Origin of the sequence: Streptomyces nigra (genome assembly GCF_003074055.1) — a bacterium.
Taxonomy (GTDB): Bacteria; Actinomycetota; Actinomycetes; order Streptomycetales; family Streptomycetaceae; genus Streptomyces; species Streptomyces nigra.
The window spans coordinates 4,656,481-4,673,760 of sequence record NZ_CP029043.1; the positions used below are offsets into that span (position 1 = coordinate 4,656,481).

Consider the following 17,280-nt stretch of genomic DNA (forward strand, 5'->3'; position numbering starts at 1 on the left):
GGCGGCGGGTGCGGGTGAGTCGTACGGACGGACGGGACGTACGGACGCAGGAGACGTAGAGGCTCTACGGCTCCCGGCGGCAGGGCTGTCACACGCGGGGCGCAGGCGCCCGGCGGACCGGAGTCGGCGGAGCGAAATCGGACGGGAACGGAAACGGACATGGGTGAACGGCAGAGCGGCGGTGCGACGCCCGGCCGTCGGCGCACGCACCCCGACCGGATGACGGCCCGTCACCCGTCCACCCCCCAGGCCGTGCTCGACGACGCCGCGCTGGAGGAGCTTCTGTCCGCCGCAGTGCTGCGCGGGCACCGCCCGGACGCCGCCGGGGAGCAGCGGGCCGTGGCCGCGTTCCGTGCCGCCCGCGCCGAAGGCGCCCACCGGGCGCGCACCCGGCGCCGGGACGACTGGCGGCCCCGGCAGCGGCGCCGCCTCGCGATCTCGGCGCGGGCCACCCTGTCGCTGCTGCTCGCCAGTCTGACGCTGGGCGGGGTCGCGGCCGCCGCCATCAATGCGTCCGGTCCCACGGAGGCTCCGGAGAAGCGCCGGACGTCCCCGTCCGAAAGCGCTTCCCGCCGGTCGGCCGCGCCTTCCTCACCGCCGTCCGCCGCACCTCGGACCACCCGCCCGGACCACCCGGGCAACGCCCGCGACACCGAGGCCAAGTGCCGTGCGTACGGCAAGGTCGCGGGCCGGGGTCAGGCGCTGGAGTCGACGGCGTGGCAACGGCTCGTCGCGGAGGCGGGCGGCGAGGAAAGGGTCGCCGCCTACTGCGCCGACCGCCTGGCGACGGCACCGGCCCGCCCGAGCGGCAGCCCTGGCAGCGATCCCGGCCAAGGCACGCCCGGAACACCGGCCACCGGCAAGGGCCAGGACGGCACGGGAACCGGCGCGGGCAGGCCGGGACAGGGCGTCGAGGACGACGGAAACGACGCGAACGGTGCGAACGGCGCCAATGACGCGAACGACGGGAATGCCCGGAACTCCGGGAAGAACAAGGGCTGACCCGCGCTCGGGAATCGGCGTGATAGCCGCCCGCGTGTGCCCGTAGGCCCAAAAGGCTCGAGAAGGCGCGAATGCCGGCCAAAGCAACGGCCGGGGCCGCCACCCCCCACAGGAGAGGCCCCGGCCGTCGCGCGGCACGGGCCGCGCGGCGGCCCGTACTCTCTACAGCGCCATGACTGCGTTTTCTGTCACACCCGGACGGCGGGACAGCCGGAATCCTGGGTGGTTGCATGTTGTACAGACATGGACGAGCGGCGGTTTCAGGCCGTAACGTGCCTTTCGCGCCGGACGCGGGGGGCCTAGTACCACCGCAACGACCTGCGGTCCTGTTGCCGCAACCATCAATTGAGGTATCCAGTGCTGGGGGACGACGCGGAGCTGACCACCGCGGTGCTTGCGGCACAGGACGGGGACGAGACCGCGTTCCGTACTGTGTACCGCTCCGTGCACCCGCGGCTGCTCGGATACGTGCGGACGCTGGTCGGCGATCCGGACGCGGAGGACGTCGCCTCCGAGGCGTGGCTCCAGATAGCGCGCGACCTGGACCGGTTCAGCGGGGACGCGGACCGGTTCCGCGGCTGGGCGGCGCGCATAGCGCGCAACCGGGCGCTGGACCACATCAGGATGCGTGGGCGCCGCCCCGCGATCGGCGGCGACGAGACCGAGCTGACGGGCAAGGCCGCCGAGTCCGACACGGCCGGTGAGGCGATCGAGGCGCTGGCCACCGACGGCACCCTCTCCCTCATCGCGCGGCTGCCCCAGGACCAGGCCGAGGCGGTCGTCCTGCGCGTGGTCGTCGGCCTCGACGCCAAGACGGCCGCGCAGACGCTGGGCAAGCGCCCGGGTGCCGTACGGACCGCGGCGCACCGGGGCCTGAAGCGCCTCGCCGAACTGCTCGGTGACGATCCGGAATCGGCCGGGGTGCTCGACGCCCTGCCGCCGCAGCGAGAACCGCGTCGCCGCGCGGTGACGTCCGCGACTGTGACGCATCTGCGTACGCGGACGCAGAAGGATGTGTGATGGCCGACGAGCTGAACAGGTGGCTGGACCGCGAAACAGCGGAACGCTTGCTGCGGGGAGAGTCACTCGAAGCTGTCGACCCGGCCGACCGCGATCAGGCCGAACGGCTCGCCAAGACCCTTGAGGCACTGACCGCCGAACCGGCGCCGGCCTGCGAAGAACTCCCGGGAGAGGCCACCGCGTTGGCGGCATTCCGGGCATCCCGCGCGGGCCGCGACGGCATTCCCGCGACCCCCGGCACGCTGGGCGGACCGACGGCCGACGAGGTCGGTCTCGTCCGGCTCGGCGCCCCCGTGGACCGGCTGCGGCGCCCGCGCCGGGGGCGGCCCGTCCGGCTCGCCCTCGCCGCCGCGCTCGCCGTCGGCATGGTCGGCGGAGTCGCCGTGGCGGCCGGAACCGGAGTCCTGCCGACGCCGTTCGACCGCGACGAGCCCGCCCGCCCCGCCTCCACGGTCTCCGCGCCGCCCGAGACGGAACGCCCGCTCGTATCGCCCTCCCCGGAGGAGGACGCGCCGGCCGGCACCCCGACCGGCGGCGGCAACGCGGCGACCCAGGACCCCGGCGCCGGCAAGGAGACGCCGCCCGGCGGACCCGCCGACGACAAGGCCGACGGCGACGGCCGGCGCGGCTCCGGCGGCTGGTGGCGCGGAGTCGTCTCCTCCTGCCGGGACTTCCGGGACGGCAAGGCGGTCGCCGGCGACCGCCGCCGCACCCTGGAGGGCGCGGCGGGCGGCCACGGCCGGGTGCAGACGTACTGCGACCGGGTCCTGCGGCTCGTGGACGCCCGGACCGGCGGCGACGCCAAGGACCGGGACAAGGGCCGGGGCCACGGCAACGGTGACGGCGACGGGCGGCACGACGACGGCGACTGGAGCGACGGGGGCGGTCCGGGCCGGGACGACGACACCCCGAACGGCCTGACCCGCGGCGACGACCGGAGCTCCCAGGAGAACCCCGAAGCGGGCGCACGCCCCACCGACGACACCGAGAGCGGCTCCGTCGCAAGCCGCTGACCTGCGGTTTTTGAGACGGATAGAAAAATCTTCGCACCCGGAGTGACGTTTTCGGGCGCCCCGGCGCTGATCTGAGTGAGCCGACTGGTCATCGGCCCTCGCACAGAGCCGGGGTTCCCCCCGTACCTACGGCTCGTGCATCGGCGCGGGCGGGACACGTTCCCCCGGTCCCGCCCGCGCCCCACACACCGCCTCTCACCAGTGGACGACGACCTTGTCGCCGGTCCGCACCCGCGCGAACATCTCCCGGATCGCCGGCTCGTCCGCCACGTTCACACAGCCGTGCGAGGCGCCCGCGTAACCCCGGGCCGCGAAGTCCGACGAGTAGTGCACCGCCTGCCCGCCGCTGAAGAACATCGCGTACGGCATCGGGGAGTCGTAGAGCGTCGACACATGGTGGCGTGACTTCCAGTAGACGCTGAACACGCCCTCCCGGGTCGGGGTGTACTCCGAGCCGAACCGCACCGGCACCGTCAGCTCCGTCCGGCCGTCCACCATCCAGCGCAGCGTCCGGCTCTCCTTGCTGACGCACAGCACCCGGCCGGTCAGACAGCGGGCGTCCGGCGCGTCGGCCGGCTGGCCGCCCATCAGATACAGGTCCCAGCGGCCCGGTTCACGGGTCATCTTCAGCAGCCGCTCCCAGGTGACCCGGTCCGTCCTGCCGGTCTTCGGCAGGCCCCGCTTGCCCTGGAAGCCCCGGACCGCCCGCTCGGTGAGGTCGTCGTAGACACCGGTCGGCCCGTCGTAGAGCCAGGCGATCTGGCGTAGCCGCGCCTGCAGTTCCCGTATGTCGCGGCCCTTGTCGCCGGGCTTCCACAGGACGGCGGGCGCGGGCGGTGCCGCCGGGGCGCTCGGCTTGTCGTCGGGCGGCGCCGACTTCGGCGACGGGGTGCCGCTCGGCAGCTCTACGCGCACCGGTGACTGCCGCTCCCCGTCCGGTCCCTGCACCGTGCAGCCGCCGAGCACGGCGATCGCCGCTCCGCAGGCAGCCACGGCCGTCGGCACGCGCAGGCCGCCCGGTCGTCCGCCGCGCCCGTCCCGAGTGCTCCGCCCCATGCCCCTGGTACGCATCCAGGCCCCCGTCGTCTCATCGCGGCCGCCCCCGGCCATGCGGATGTCACTCGACATGTTCCCCGCGCGTGACCGGTGGCGAACCAGGCGGCATGGTGGAACACAGGAGTCACGGTGGCCGGCGGGACGGGCCGCCCGACGACACCCCAGCGACGCGAGAGGCACCCACCATGGCGCGTGAGTCGGAGTCCGGACTGCCCATCGAACCGGTCTACGGACCGGACGCGCTCCAGGGCTGGGACCCCGCCGAGAGGCTGGGCGAGCCCGGCGCCTACCCGTTCACCCGCGGCGTCTACCCGACGATGTACACCGGGCGGCCCTGGACGATGCGCCAGTACGCCGGGTTCGGCACGGCCGCCGAGTCCAACGCCCGCTACCGGCAGCTCATCGGGCACGGCACCACCGGGCTCTCCGTCGCCTTCGACCTGCCCACCCAGATGGGCCACGACTCCGACGCGCCCCTCGCGCACGGCGAGGTCGGCAAGGTCGGCGTGGCCGTCGACTCGATCGACGACATGCGGGTGCTGTTCGACGGCATTCCGCTGGACCAGGTGTCGACGTCCATGACCATCAACGCGCCGGCGGCCCTGCTGCTGCTCCTGTACCAGCTCGTCGCCGAGGAGCAGGGCGTCGGCGCCGACCAGCTCACCGGCACGATCCAGAACGACGTGCTGAAGGAGTACATCGCACGCGGCACCTACATCTTCCCGCCGAAGCCCTCCCTGCGGCTGACCGCGGACATCTTCCGGTACTGCCGGGCCGAGATCCCGCGCTGGAACACCATCTCCATCTCCGGCTACCACATGGCCGAGGCGGGGGCGAGCCCCGTCCAGGAGATCGCCTTCACCCTCGCCGACGGCATCGAGTACGTCCGTACGGCGGTCGCCGCGGGCATGGACGTGGACGACTTCGCGCCCCGGCTGTCGTTCTTCTTCGTGGCCCGGACGACGTTCCTGGAGGAGGTCGCCAAGTTCCGCGCCGCCCGGCGGATCTGGGCCCGGGTCATGCGGGAGGAGTTCGGCGCCCGGAACCCGAAGTCCCTGATGCTGCGCTTCCACACCCAGACCGCCGGAGTCCAGCTGACGGCCCAGCAGCCCGAGGTGAACCTGGTGCGGGTCGCCGTCCAGGGCCTCGCGGCGGTGCTCGGCGGCACCCAGTCCCTGCACACCAACTCCTACGACGAGGCGATCGCCCTGCCGACGGACCGCTCCGCCCGGCTGGCCCTGCGCACCCAGCAGGTGCTCGCCTACGAGACGGACGTGCCCGCGACCGTCGACCCGTTCGCCGGGTCCTACGCCGTGGAGCGGATGACGGACGACGTGGAGGAGGCCGCGCGGGACCTGATGCGCCGGGTCGAGGACCTCGGCGGTGCCGTCGCCGCCATCGAGCGGGGGTTCCAGAAGGACGAGATCGAGCGCAACGCCTACCGGATCGCGCAGGAGACCGACTCGGGCGAACGGGTCGTCGTCGGCGTCAACCGGTTCCGGCTCGACGAGGAGGAGCCGTACGAGCCGCTGCGGGTGGACCCGGCCATCGAGGCCCGGCAGGCCGAGCGGCTCGCACGGCTGCGCGCCGAACGCGACGGGCGGGCGGTGGAGACGGCGCTGGCCGCGCTCCGCAAGGCGGCGGCCGGCGACGACAACGTGCTGTACCCGATGAAGGAGGCGCTGCGGGCCCGCGCCACGGTGGGCGAGGTCTGCGACACCCTGCGGGAGGTGTGGGGCCGCTACGAGCCGTCCGGCACCTTCTGAGCACGGCCGCCGGACGCCGGTGTCCCACCCTGCGGAACACCGGGTGCACGCGCCGGGACACGTGTGACACTCCTGTCCATGTTCGGCGTCATCGATCTCCCGACCTATCTGGCAGGTCTGGTCCTCATCATCCTGCTGCCCGGTCCCAACTCGCTCTACGTCCTCTCGGTGGCCGCCCGGCGCGGCGTCCGCGCCGGGTACACCGCCGCGGCCGGCGTCTGGTGCGGGGACGCCGTGCTGATGACCCTGTCCGCGGCCGGGGTCGCCTCGCTGCTCCAGGCGAACGCCCTGCTGTTCGGGATCGTGAAGTACGCCGGCGCGGGCTATCTGACCTGGCTCGCGATCGGCATGCTGCGGGCCGCCTGGGCCATGTGGCGCACCCGCCGGGAGACGGTCGCCGCGGCCACCGGGGAGGCCCCGGCCGGCGAGGAGCGGCCCTTCCGCCGCGCCCTGGTCGTCAGCCTGGTCAACCCCAAGGCGATCCTGTTCTTCGTCGCCTTCTTCGTGCAGTTCGTCGACCCGGCCTACGCCCACCCGGCCGTCTCCTTCGTGGTGCTCGGCACCCTCGCGCAGCTGGCCAGCGTCCTCTACCTCAGCGCCCTGATCTTCAGCGGCACCCGGCTGGCCGCCGCGTTCCGCCGCCGCAGGCGTCTGTCGGCCGGGGCGACCTCGGCGGCGGGTGCGCTGTTCCTCGGGTTCGCGGTGAAGCTGTCGCTGGCCGGCGCGTAGGTCAGACCAGGCGGAGTTCCCCCGCGTACTGCGCCAGTCCCTCCGCGGTCGTCCCCGCCCAGCCGACACAACCGTCGGGGCGGACCAGGAAGACTCCGGTGCCGTAGGTCGCGTGGTGGCGAGGCCCGCTACGGCATCCGCTGGGCGCTGCCCGTCACCGTGGGCGGGAGGACAGCGCCCGCCGCAGCAGCGGGGTCGCCCACTCCTCGACGTACCGGTTGAAGAGCCGGGCGAGGAACAGCATCGCGGCGACCGTGAGCAGGGCGGTGGCCGCGGACGGCAGACCGAGCCCCTGGTGCAGCGCCTCGATGACGACCCAGCCCAGATGCTCGTGCACCAGGTAGAAGGGGTACGTCAGCGCGCCGGCGACGGTCAGCCAGCGCCGGTCGGCCCACCGCAGCCACCCCAGCGCGATCGCGGCCACGGCCGCAAAGCCGCAGGTGACGACCAGGATGATGCCGAGCGAACCGCGGTACGAGAAGGCGTCGACGTCCGGCGCGTGCCACAGCCGGGTCACCGCCTGGTGCTGGCCGAGCAGCCAGCTCACCGCCACGACACCCCACGCGTAGGCGTCCCGCCGGTCGCGGTGCACCAGGTACAGGCCGACCCCGCCGATGAAGAAGGGCGCGTACTCGGGCATCAGCACGAGGTCGAGGAGCGGTTCCCGGGCGGCCTGCGCGAGTGCGGCGGCCAGCGTCCAGGCGGCGCAGAACAGGATGATCCGCCGCCGGGTCGCGCCGGGCAGCACGACGCACAGCGCGAACAGCGCGTAGAAGCGGATCTCCGCCCACAGCGTCCAGCACACCCCCAACACCCGGTCGGCGCCCAGCGGCTGCTGGAGCATCGTCAGGTTCACCAGTGCGTCGCTGGGCGAGACCGCCCGGTACGCGACGACGGGCAGCGCGAACACGGCCGTCACCAGGACGACCGCCGCCCAGTACGCCGGCAGCAGCCGGGCCGCGCGGGACGCGAAGAACGACGTCAGGGTGCGGCCCCAGCCGCTCATGCAGATCACGAAGCCGCTGATCACGAAGAACACCTGCACACCCAGGCAGCCGTACGCGAACCAGCTGTGCAGCGTGGGGAACTGCAGGCTCGGCGAGCTGCCCCAGGCGTGGGCTACCTCGCCGTCGCGGCCGCCGTAGTGGTACGCCGCCACCATCAGCGCGGCGACGAGCCGCAGTCCGTCCAGGGCGCGCAGCCGGCTTTGGCCCGGGCGGCTGACCGGGCGGGCCGGAGCCTTCGCCGCGATGGGCGCGTCGATCACGCGGAGCCCCCGCGGGCCGACCGGCGTATGTCCCGGGCGCGGCGGGCCACGCGGCGTACGGTGGCGTTGCGCGGGAGGAAGGACAGCTGCGCGGGCAGCCCGCCCGGCAGCCCCAGCGAGGTCAGCCGCCGGCGCTTGAAGTAACGCAGCGTGCCGTCGTCCTGATGCGCCGCCAGATAGCGTTCCGTCTCCGCGCGCAGCCCCGGCAGGATCTTCGGCTGCATCGCGAAACCGACCGCGCGCACCAGCGCGCCCAGCGCCTCGACGTCCCTGCCCGGACGCCGCTCCGCCACCGCCCCCGGGTCCTCCAGCGCGGGCAGCAGCGCGTCCACGATCGTCACGGGCACCCGATTGCTGTTCTCGTACGGCGTCAGCCGCTCCAGCAGCAGGTCCGTGCCCACCCGGGCGACCGGCAGACCGTACAGCGCGGACGCCGTCAGCAGCGCCGTGGAGAAGCAGCCGGCCACCAGCGCCGGACGCGTCCGCTGGAACAGCACCTCGGCGAGCACGGGTGTGTCACAGACGACGAGTTCGGCGCCGAGCCGCCCCGCCTCCTCCTCCAGACTGCGCGTGAACCGCGCGGGCGCCGACGGATGCGGCTTGAACACCACCCGCTCATGGCCGAGCGCCACCACACCCCTCAGCATCCGCAGATGCAGGGCGTCCTCCTCGTCGGGGGAGAGGATGCCGAGCGCGGACAGATACTGGCCGAGCAGCAGCGCGGGCTCCTCGACGTCCGGCAGGCCCTCGGCCCCGTCCGCGAGGGAGGCCAGCACCTTGGTGAGCGCCGGCGCCGGCACGACCTCCGCCGGTACGCCGAACTCGGTGAGCAGCAGCGGGGCGAGCCCCGGGACCAGGTCGACGTGCAGCACCCGGTCCACCCGGGTGCCGACCAGCGGGTCGATCTTGTTGCGGGTCGGGCCGTAGCTCATCAGGCCGTCCGCGTAGACGGTGACGGGGGCGCCGGTGAAGATCCGGGCGAGCGTCAGCGACGGGTCGACCTGGATCGACTCGACGGCCAGCTCGACATCGTCGTCGCCCAGGCGCCACTCGTGCCGCAGGAACCGCTCCCACAACGGCAGATCGTCGGGCCGGGGCGACCACCCGCCGGGGTGGAAAGGGAAGAACGTCTCGTTGTACGACACCACGTCGTCGAACCGGTCGCGCAGCCGCGCGAACCCCGGCATGGAGTCCAGACCCGGAGTGGTCTCGGGGGTCGCCGCGTTGTTGCAGACCAGCAGGACGCGACGGCCGGTGGAGTCGAAGCAGCCCGCGTCCAGGGCGGCGGCCAGCGTGGCGGCGCCGTACAGCGTGGACGCCTGGAAGATCCGGGTGGTCACGCGGCGGCCCCCACGACGGCGGGACGGCGCCGCAGCCGCCGCAGCCGGGTGGCGCGCCGCACGTCCATCGAGTCCAGCGCCTCCTCCAGCACATCCTGCGGCATTCGGCGCAGCGCCGCGGCACTCATCGATTTAAGTTTCCTCGCCACCGCCGGTTCGAACCTTTCGATGGACGTCAGGTGATGGGAAATGATCGCGCAATACGTGCGCACGGCTTTCGGCAGCAGAACATCCGCGGCGGAATCCTGTGCCGTTTCCGACACGACCTGGTCGAATGCGCGGATGAAATCCAGCTGCCGTACGTCCCCGATCTGCGTCAGCGACGAGGCGACCCCGCGCCGGTAGAAGACACCGAGCAGTCCGACCGCGGCGAAGGACTCCGCCTCGCGGTGCAGCCGCCAGATCCAGGGCCGGTCCTCCGCGGTGCGCAGCCCGTCGGTGAAGTGCAGCAGCCCCCGCTCGGCGAGCCGGCGGTGGTAGACGCCCGCCCAGGCGTACGCGTAGTCGACGGACGTGGAGCGGTCGGCCGGCAGGATCGCGTCCCGCGGACGCAGCACGACACCCCGGCGGCCGTGCGGCACCCGGTGCACCGTCCGCGCCCGCCCCGTGCACTGGACATGGTCCGTGCGCACGAAATCGCAGCCCAGCCCCTCGATGGCGGCGACCAGCCGGGCGTAGTAGCCGGGCGCCAGCCAGTCGTCGCCGTCCAGGAACGTCAGATACTCGCCGCGCGCCCGGTCGATCCCGGTGTTGCGCGCGGTCGCCAGCCCCCCGTTGCGCTCGTGCCGCACGAGCACGGCACCCGGCAGCTCGCGCTCGGCGCGCGCGAGGATCTCCGGGGTCCCGTCGCGCGAACAGTCGTCGACGAGGATGAACTCGAAGTCGTCGCGTGCGTTCGCACGAAGACTCCTGAGGGTGTCGGGCGCGTATTGCCGCACGTTGAAGAACGGCACGATGACGGAGAGCTTGACCACGGAAAAGACCGTAGGGGGCGGCCCGGCATTCGTCTTGACGCCTCAATTGATTTCAGGTGAACGGCGAGTGGAGAAGCCGTGAACCGGGTTTTCCCTCCCCCCTGAGGCGGCCGGATTCGCCGTTCGTCGGTGCGCTGTTCACCGTTTGTTGTGTTCGGGTTGGGCGGCCGTCCCGAATGCGTTCCTAGCGTCATCGACGTGCCAGCGAGAACGACGAAGACCCGGCGAGTGGCCGTCCTCGCGGATTCCGACACCCGGTGGAAATGGGGTGCGCTCACCGCGCGCCGTATCGCCCCCGAGGACACGGACGTCCGCCTGGACGGATACCTCCTGCGCGGCCGGGCCACCCCCACACCACGCCAGCTCCAGGAGGTCGGCGTCCCCGCCGACTCCCTGCGCGAGGTGACCACGGCCGAGTTCCTGGACACCATGGCCCGGCAGCCGTACGACGTCGTCGTCCTCGCGCTGGTCGGCGGCGGGGTGCAGGCCGTGCTGCACGGGCTCAAGCGCGTGTGGGAGGACCGCGAGAGGCGCCCCGTCGTGGTCACCGGCTATGTCGGCGTCGTCTACGAGAAGCTCGCCGACGGCCTGCTGCTGCGGCACGGCGCGGACCTCGTCCTCGCCAACTCCCGGCAGGACGCCGAGCGGTTCCGGGCCGTGTACGAGGGGGTCGGTGCCGATGCCTCGGCGGTGACCGAGGTGGCACTGCCGTTCCTGGGCGGTGATCCCTACACGGGGGAGCACGATCCGTACACGGTGGTGTTCGCGGCCCAGCCGTCCGTGCCGGAGAACCGCCGGGACCGCACGTATCTGCTGGAGCGCCTGGTCCGGCACGCCCGGCTGCACCCCGAGCGGGAGGTCCTGCTCAAGCTGCGCTCCAGGCCGGGCGAACACACCACGCACATCGAGGAACTGCCGTACCAGAAGCTCGCCGGGAAGCTGGCCGCGCCGGACAACTTCCAGCTGGTGTACGGGCACATGGGCGAGGTGCTGGACCGCGCCGACCTGTTGGTCACGGTCAGCTCCACGGCCGCGCTGGAGTCCCTGCACCGCCGTATCCCCACCGCGGTCCTCACCGACCTCGGGGTGCGTGAGGCGCTCGGCAACCACCACTTCATCGGCTCCGGCTGCCTGGCCTCCTGGGACCAGCTGGACGCCGGACACCGGCCGGCTCCGGACGACGAGTGGGTGGCCCGGCAGGGCGTGGCCACGGACGGCGCGTTCGACGCGGCCCGCGAACGGATCGCCGAGCTCCTCGCCCTGCCGCTCCCGCCCCTGACCCCGTACTACACCCCCGCCACGGCCCAGGGTTACCTCCCCGCCGTCCTCGCCCGCCACCACCTCACCCCCGACGGCTCACCGCTGCCCGGAGCGCCCGCCACCGCCGGAGCGCCCGGCCCCGTCCGGCAGATCGTGCGCCGGGCCGCGCGCGGCGCCTACCGGCACGGCGTCCAGCGCGTCGCCCCCGTGATCCGGCGGATGGGCGAGCTGTGACCGCCCAAGGACGCCCCCATCGACAAGGAGAAACCATGTCCGACCCGGCCACGGGCCACGGCACCTCGACCCGCCGGGTGCTCGCCGTGATCCCCGCACGCGGCGGCTCCAAGGGCGTGCCCGCGAAGAACCTCGCCCCGGTCGGCGGAGTCCCGCTGGTGGCCCGCGCGGTGCGCGCCTGCCGGGCGAGCCGGCTGGTGACCGACGTCGTCGTCTCCACCGACGACCGGGCCATCGCCGAAGCCGCCCGGCAGGCCGGCGCCGAGGTCGTACTGCGGCCCGCCGCCATCGCCGGGGACACCGCCACCTCCGAGGCGGCGGTCCTGCACGCCCTCGACACCCATGAGGCGCTGCACGGCGCGCCCGTCGACGTGGTCCTGCTCGTGCAGTGCACCAGCCCGTTCCTGGTTCGCGACGACATCGAGAAGGTCGCCGCCGCGGTCGCCGAGAACGGCGCCGACACCGCCGTCACCGTGGCACCCTTCCACGGCTTCGTGTGGCGCGAGACAGCGACCGGCGAGACCGGCGAGTCCACCGGGGGCGGCGGCCACGGCGTCAACCACGACCCGTCCCACCGCCCGCGCCGCCAGGACCGCCCCGAGGACTTCCTGGAGACCGGCGCCGCCTACGCCATGGACGCGGCCGGCTTCCGCAAGCACGGTCACCGGTTCTTCGGCCGCACCGAACTCGTGCGGACCGACCCCGCCCGCGTCCTGGAGATCGACGACCCGCACGACCTGGCCCGCGCCCGCGCACTGGCCCCCCTCCTCGACGGCCCTGGTGCGCTGCCGACCGCCGCCGACATCGACGCGGTGGTCCTGGACTTCGACGGCACCCAGACCGACGACCGGGTGCTGATCGACTCCGACGGACGGGAGTTCGTCGCCGTGCACCGCGGCGACGGCCTCGGCATCGCGGCCCTCCGCCGAAGCGGACTGAAGCTGCTGATCCTGTCCACGGAACAGAACCCGGTCGTCGCCGCCCGCGCCCGCAAGCTGCGGATCCCCGTGCTGCACGGCGTCGACCGCAAGGACCTCGCCCTCAAGCAGTGGTGCGAGGAACAGGGCATCGCGCCCGAGCGCGTGCTCTACGTCGGCAACGACGTCAACGACCTCCCGTGCTTCGCCCTCGCCGGCTGGCCCGTGGCGGTCGCGAGCGCCCACGACGTCGTCCGCGGCGCCGCGCGCGCGGTCACCACCGCCCCCGGTGGCGACGGCGCTGTCCGGGAGATCGCCGGCTGGATCCTCGGCCCCTCCCTCGACTCCCTCCCCAAGTAAGCCCAAGTGAGGAATCCTCTGATGAGCACCAACTCCCGTCTGCGTACGTTCGGTTCGCGCGAGGTCGGCCCCGGCCGCCCCGTGTACATCTGCGGCGAGATCGGCATCAACCACAACGGCGAGCTGGAGAACGCCTTCAAGCTGATCGACGTGGCCGCCGAAGCCGGCTGCGACGCCGTCAAGTTCCAGAAGCGCACCCCCGAGATCTGCACCCCGCGCGACCAGTGGGACATCGAACGCGACACCCCCTGGGGCCGGATGACGTACATCGACTACCGGCACCGCGTCGAGTTCGGCGAGGACGAGTACCGGCAGATCGACGCGTACTGCAGGGAGAAGGGCATCGCCTGGTTCGCCTCCCCGTGGGACACCGAGGCCGTCGCCTTCCTGGAGAAGTTCGACGTGCCCGCCCACAAGGTGGCCTCCGCCTCGCTGACCGACGACGAACTGCTGCGCGAACTGCGCGCGACGGGCCGTACGGTCATCCTCTCCACCGGCATGTCCACCCCGCGCCAGATCCGGCACGCCGTCGAGGTCCTCGGCTCCGACAACATCCTGATGTGCCACGCCACCTCGACCTACCCGGCCAAGGCCGAGGAGCTGAACCTCCGCGTGATCAACACGCTGGAGAAGGAGTACCCGAACGTCCCGATCGGCTACTCCGGCCACGAGACCGGTCTGCAGACCACGCTCGCCGCCGTCGCCCTCGGCGCCGCCTTCGTCGAGCGGCACATCACCCTGGACCGCGCCATGTGGGGCTCCGACCAGGCCGCCTCCGTCGAGCCGCAGGGCCTCACCCGACTGGTCCGGGACATCCGCACCATCGAGGCGTCCCTCGGTGACGGCGTGAAGAAGGTCTACGACTCCGAGCTCGGCCCCATGAAGAAGCTCCGCCGCGTCTCCGGCGTGGTCGCCGAGGCGGAGATCGCCGCCGCGGCCGGCGAACCGGTCACGGTCTGAACCCGGACACCACGAGGCAGGGACGGTCACACCGATGAGCCGCCGCGCCGGGAACGCCGGCCACTCCACTCTCGCGTTCGTCGAGAGCCCGGTACAGCTCCTGAACGTGCTGGAGTGGGCCCACGCCCACGCGCCCGGCGCGGGGCTCACCCTCGTCGTGCTGTCCCCGACCGACCCCATGACCCGCGGTCAGCTCCGCAGGACGGCCGAACTGGCCCGCACCGAGGGGCACACCATCCGCTGGGAGGAGGCCCGGGGCGGTGCCACGGCACCCTTCCGGACCATCGGCGGGCTCGCCGGCCTGCTGCGCCGCGCCGAGCGGATCGTCCTCGGCGACCCCTTCTCCCGGTACGTCCAGCTGCTGCTGACGATCACCGGCGCCCGGGACCTCGTCGTCGTCGACGACGGCACCGCCACCATGGAGTTCGTGGCGCAGCTCGCCCGTGGTGAACGCCTGGTCCGCTGGCACCGCAAGGGCGGTCGCCCCGGCCCGCGCGACCTGCTGTTCGCGCCGGTGTCGGCGGTCGCCCGCAGACGCCTCACCCCCGGCGGCAGCCGGACCGTCGAGGTCTTCTCGTCCATGCCGGTCACTGAGACCCCGCCCGGCGTGACGGTCACGGCGAACACCTTCGCCTGGACCCGTGAACGGTTCGGGCCGCCCCGTATCACCAAGGGCGCCGACCTGGTCGGCACGTCCCTCGTCGAGACCGGCGTGGTGGAGGGCGACCGCTATCTGCGGGCCGTCCGCTCCCTGGCCGCGGCGCACGGCGCCACCCGCTACTTCGCCCACCGCCGCGAGAGCGCCGAGAAACTGCACCGGCTGGCGGTCGAGACGGGACTGGAGGTCGTCCGGCCCGACCTCCCCCTGGAACTGATCGCCCGCCGTGGACCGATCGGCCGTACGGTCCTGAGCTTTCCGTCGACCGTCGTGCACACCCTGCCGCTCGCGCTGGCCGGCACCGGCGTCCGGGTCGCCGTGTGCGACATCGACCCGGAGTGGCTGACCGCCCACGCCTCCCCCCGCGCCCAGGGCTTTCTGTCGGGCGTCACCGGCACCGCACGCGACGTGCACCGTCTGGCGGCGATCAGCGCGGGCTGACTTTGTCGGCGAGGAGGAAGGCCCGCGGACGCTTCTCCTCGCCGACCGGCTCCCGCAGCACCCGAGCCGTCACCCGCAGCCCGGCCTCCGCCAGCCGCTCGGCGACCGTCCCCGGGGTGCGCCAGTGGTAGGTGAGATCGACGTCCCGCCCGAACCGCTCGGCCAGATGCATCCGCCCCGCCTCCCCGGACTGGAACGCCAGCAGCACGGGCGCCCCCGGCCGCAGCACCCGTGCCATCTCGCCGCACGCGTCCGCCAGATGCTCGTCGGGCACATGGATGAGCGAGTACGCGGCGACGATCCCGCCCAGTGTCCCGTCCGGCAGGTCCAGTGCCGTCATCGAGCCGACGTGGAAGCGCAGCGCGGGATGCGCGCGCCGGGCCAGGGCCACCATGCCGGGGGACAGGTCGACCCCGAAGACGGTGAGGCCGAGCCCGTGCAGATGCGCGGTGACCGCGCCAGGACCGCTGCCGAGGTCGGCCACCGGCGCCGGGGCGTGCGCGGCCGCCAGCTCGGCGAACGCGTCGATCAGCGACCGGTCCAGCGGATGCCGGTCGCCCGGCCGGTTCGGGAAGCGGTCCGTGCAGGCGGCGGCGATGGTGTCGTACGAGGCCCGCGTGGCCTCCAGAAAGTCGGCTGGCACCCGGCGACCCTAGGACGCCGCCAAGCCCCCTGTCCGGCGCTTCGCGCGGAGCGTCCGGTCCCGACAGGTGAACACAACCGACAGTTCTGTCCGCGGCGTGGTATCCGTGGAGTATGGGCCGCCCGTGTCGTCGTCACGCTGCGTCGACCACAAGGGCCGGCTCTGTGAAAAGCGCGTGAGTTTACCCACCCAAATCAATACCTACGCGTCGGACGGCCAGATTTTCTTCCCCGAACGGGTTGAAGTTTTGTTGATCGAGGGTCAGTTGGCCGCCTCGGCGTCCTACCCTTCAGAGGGTGAACCAACTGATGTCCGCAGAGTCCGAGGCCGACCAAACCGGAGAATCAGCACTCCCCGGCACCTTGCCGGAAGCGCTGCGCGCCGAGCTCATCGAGTTCCGGCGCGACCTCCACATGCACCCTGAGCTCGGCAATCAAGAGTTCAGAACGACCGCGGCGATCAAGGCCCGCCTGGAGAAGGCCGGCCTGAAGCCCCGCGTCCTCTCGAGCGGCACCGGCCTCGTCTGCGACATCGGCGAGTGGGACGGCGGACGCCCCATGCTCGCGCTGCGCGGCGACATCGACGCGCTCCCCATCCCGGACACGAAGAGTGAGTGCGCCTACCGCTCCACCGTGCCCGACCGCGCCCACGCCTGCGGCCACGACGTGCACACCACCGTCGTCCTCGGCGCCGGGCTCGTCCTGGCCGAGCTGGAGCGGCGTGGACAGCTGCCCCGGCCGGTCCGGCTGCTGTTCCAGCCCGCCGAGGAGGTCCTCCCCGGCGGCGCCGTCGAGGCCATCGCGAACGGCGTGCTCGACGGGGTGGGCCGGTTCCTGGCCCTGCACTGCGACCCCAAGGTGGACGCGGGGCGGATCGGGCTGCGGCAGGGCGCCATCACCTCCGCCTGCGACCGGCTGGAGATCGCTCTCGACGGCCCCGGCGGACACACCGCCCGCCCGCATCTGACGACCGACCTCGTCACCGCCGTCGCCCGCGTCGTCACCGATGTGCCGGCGATCGTCGCCCGGCGCGTCGACGCCCGCAGCGGACTGTCGGTGACTTGGGGCCGCGTCGAGTCCGGGCACGCGCCCAACGTCATCCCGCAGCACGCCGAGGTGGCCGGAACCGTGCGCTGCCTCGACCTCGACACCTGGCGGCAGGCCCCCGACCTGGTCGTCGCCGCGATCGACGAGGTCGCCAACCTGCACCGCGCCAAGTCGGAGATCAACTACGTGCGGGGCGTCCCGCCCGTCGTCAACGACGCCGACTCCACCGAGCTGCTCCGCGACGCGATGACCGCCCGGCGCGGCGCCGACTCCGTCGAGTCCACCGAGCAGAGCCTCGGCGGCGAGGACTTCTCCTGGTACCTGGAGCACGTCCCCGGCGCCATGGCCCGCCTCGGCGTCCGCCACCCGGGCGACAGGATCGGCCGCGACCTGCACCAGGGCGACTTCGACGTCGACGAGTCGGCCATCACGGTCGGCGTGGAGCTGTTCACGGCGGCGGCCCTGCTCGACGCGACCCGCTGAGCCCGGCGCCCGGAACGCGGCCCCGGAGCGCGCCCCGGACACCCCGCCACTCGTCTCGCCCCCTCCGCTTGCGACCCGCCGGAGCCGGGGGGAGTCTGGGCCATGGCGGGC

15 protein-coding genes and 1 pseudogene are annotated in these 17,280 nt (G+C 73.0%); 10 read left to right on the forward strand and 6 right to left on the reverse strand.

Annotated features, from left to right (window positions below):
• Positions 1-159 precede the first annotated feature (159 nt).
• The 3 genes from DC008_RS21715 (at position 160) to DC008_RS21725 (ending at position 3,035) form a co-directional block, all read left to right on the forward strand.
• Complete coding sequence (locus DC008_RS21715) at positions 160-1,002, forward strand: hypothetical protein (RefSeq protein ID WP_208645943.1); 843 nt, start codon at positions 160-162, stop codon at positions 1,000-1,002.
• 357 nt (positions 1,003-1,359) lie between these two features.
• The gene (locus tag DC008_RS21720) at positions 1,360-2,022 is read left to right on the forward strand and encodes an RNA polymerase sigma factor (RefSeq protein ID WP_055621666.1); all 663 of its coding nucleotides are present in this window, start codon (positions 1,360-1,362) and stop codon (positions 2,020-2,022) included.
• Positions 2,022-3,035 (forward strand): hypothetical protein, encoded by a 1,014-nt coding sequence (locus DC008_RS21725; RefSeq protein WP_108708376.1) that lies wholly within the window; start codon positions 2,022-2,024, stop codon positions 3,033-3,035. Before DC008_RS21720 ends, DC008_RS21725 begins: the two co-directional genes overlap by 1 nt.
• Before the next feature lie 195 nt (positions 3,036-3,230).
• On the opposite strand, the gene DC008_RS21730 is transcribed toward DC008_RS21725, so the two are convergent.
• Positions 3,231-4,091, reverse strand: coding sequence for a L,D-transpeptidase family protein (locus DC008_RS21730; protein ID WP_244221396.1), 861 nt, complete (start codon positions 4,089-4,091; stop codon positions 3,231-3,233).
• 185 nt (positions 4,092-4,276) lie between these two features.
• On the opposite strand from DC008_RS21730, the gene DC008_RS21735 reads away from it, so the two are divergent.
• Positions 4,277-5,857 (forward strand): acyl-CoA mutase large subunit family protein, encoded by a 1,581-nt coding sequence (locus DC008_RS21735; protein ID WP_108708378.1) that lies wholly within the window; start codon positions 4,277-4,279, stop codon positions 5,855-5,857.
• A gap of 78 nt (positions 5,858-5,935) precedes the next feature.
• Entirely contained in the window at positions 5,936-6,586 is a 651-nt protein-coding gene (leuE, locus tag DC008_RS21740; RefSeq protein ID WP_108710808.1) for a leucine efflux protein LeuE, read from the forward strand.
• A gap of 1 nt (position 6,587) precedes the next feature.
• Here leuE and DC008_RS36345 read toward each other — a convergent pair.
• The 4 genes and pseudogenes from DC008_RS36345 to DC008_RS21755 form a co-directional block, all read right to left on the reverse strand.
• Positions 6,588-6,692 (reverse strand): annotated as a pseudogene (locus DC008_RS36345) (hypothetical protein); the annotation flags it as partial.
• 48 nt (positions 6,693-6,740) lie between these two features.
• On the reverse strand, positions 6,741-7,850 hold the full coding sequence (locus tag DC008_RS21745; RefSeq protein ID WP_244221506.1) for an acyltransferase family protein: 1,110 nt from the start codon (positions 7,848-7,850) through the stop codon (positions 6,741-6,743).
• The gene (locus DC008_RS21750) at positions 7,850-9,193 is read right to left on the reverse strand and encodes a polysialyltransferase family glycosyltransferase (RefSeq protein ID WP_108708380.1); all 1,344 of its coding nucleotides are present in this window, start codon (positions 9,191-9,193) and stop codon (positions 7,850-7,852) included. The genes DC008_RS21745 and DC008_RS21750 overlap by 1 nt, the downstream gene beginning before the upstream one ends.
• Positions 9,190-10,167, reverse strand: coding sequence for a glycosyltransferase family 2 protein (locus DC008_RS21755; RefSeq protein WP_108708381.1), 978 nt, complete (start codon positions 10,165-10,167; stop codon positions 9,190-9,192). The genes DC008_RS21750 and DC008_RS21755 overlap by 4 nt, the downstream gene beginning before the upstream one ends.
• A gap of 198 nt (positions 10,168-10,365) precedes the next feature.
• On the opposite strand from DC008_RS21755, the gene DC008_RS21760 reads away from it, so the two are divergent.
• From DC008_RS21760 to DC008_RS21775, 4 genes are read left to right on the forward strand one after another with little or no spacing between them, the layout of a single operon-like run.
• The gene (locus DC008_RS21760; RefSeq protein WP_108708382.1) at positions 10,366-11,661 is read left to right on the forward strand and encodes a DUF6716 putative glycosyltransferase; all 1,296 of its coding nucleotides are present in this window, start codon (positions 10,366-10,368) and stop codon (positions 11,659-11,661) included.
• 35 nt (positions 11,662-11,696) lie between these two features.
• Complete coding sequence (locus DC008_RS21765; protein ID WP_108708383.1) at positions 11,697-12,938, forward strand: N-acylneuraminate cytidylyltransferase; 1,242 nt, start codon at positions 11,697-11,699, stop codon at positions 12,936-12,938.
• Positions 12,939-12,959: 21 nt separating this feature from the next.
• Complete coding sequence (locus DC008_RS21770; protein ID WP_108708384.1) at positions 12,960-13,898, forward strand: N-acetylneuraminate synthase family protein; 939 nt, start codon at positions 12,960-12,962, stop codon at positions 13,896-13,898.
• 34 nt (positions 13,899-13,932) lie between these two features.
• Complete coding sequence (locus DC008_RS21775) at positions 13,933-14,997, forward strand: hypothetical protein (RefSeq protein ID WP_108708385.1); 1,065 nt, start codon at positions 13,933-13,935, stop codon at positions 14,995-14,997.
• Here DC008_RS21775 and DC008_RS21780 read toward each other — a convergent pair.
• Positions 14,984-15,640 (reverse strand): class I SAM-dependent methyltransferase, encoded by a 657-nt coding sequence (locus DC008_RS21780; protein ID WP_108708386.1) that lies wholly within the window; start codon positions 15,638-15,640, stop codon positions 14,984-14,986. The two genes, DC008_RS21775 and DC008_RS21780, sit on opposite strands and share 14 nt — an antisense overlap.
• A gap of 308 nt (positions 15,641-15,948) precedes the next feature.
• On the opposite strand from DC008_RS21780, the gene DC008_RS21785 reads away from it, so the two are divergent.
• Positions 15,949-17,169 (forward strand): M20 family metallopeptidase, encoded by a 1,221-nt coding sequence (locus tag DC008_RS21785; protein WP_055621680.1) that lies wholly within the window; start codon positions 15,949-15,951, stop codon positions 17,167-17,169.
• Positions 17,170-17,280: the final 111 nt, after the last annotated feature.

Coding starts and splice junctions, on each gene's coding strand:
- DC008_RS21715 (WP_208645943.1), top strand. CDS start 160: ATGGGTGAACGGCAGAGCGGCGGTGCGACGCCCGGCCGTCGGCGCACG.
- DC008_RS21730 (WP_244221396.1), bottom strand. CDS start 4,091: ATGGGGCGGAGCACTCGGGACGGGCGCGGCGGACGACCGGGCGGCCTG.
- DC008_RS21725 (WP_108708376.1), top strand. CDS start 2,022: ATGGCCGACGAGCTGAACAGGTGGCTGGACCGCGAAACAGCGGAACGC.
- leuE (WP_108710808.1), top strand. CDS start 5,936: ATGTTCGGCGTCATCGATCTCCCGACCTATCTGGCAGGTCTGGTCCTC.
- DC008_RS21775 (WP_108708385.1), top strand. CDS start 13,933: ATGAGCCGCCGCGCCGGGAACGCCGGCCACTCCACTCTCGCGTTCGTC.
- DC008_RS21770 (WP_108708384.1), top strand. CDS start 12,960: ATGAGCACCAACTCCCGTCTGCGTACGTTCGGTTCGCGCGAGGTCGGC.
- DC008_RS21785 (WP_055621680.1), top strand. CDS start 15,949: ATGTCCGCAGAGTCCGAGGCCGACCAAACCGGAGAATCAGCACTCCCC.
- DC008_RS21735 (WP_108708378.1), top strand. CDS start 4,277: ATGGCGCGTGAGTCGGAGTCCGGACTGCCCATCGAACCGGTCTACGGA.
- DC008_RS21765 (WP_108708383.1), top strand. CDS start 11,697: ATGTCCGACCCGGCCACGGGCCACGGCACCTCGACCCGCCGGGTGCTC.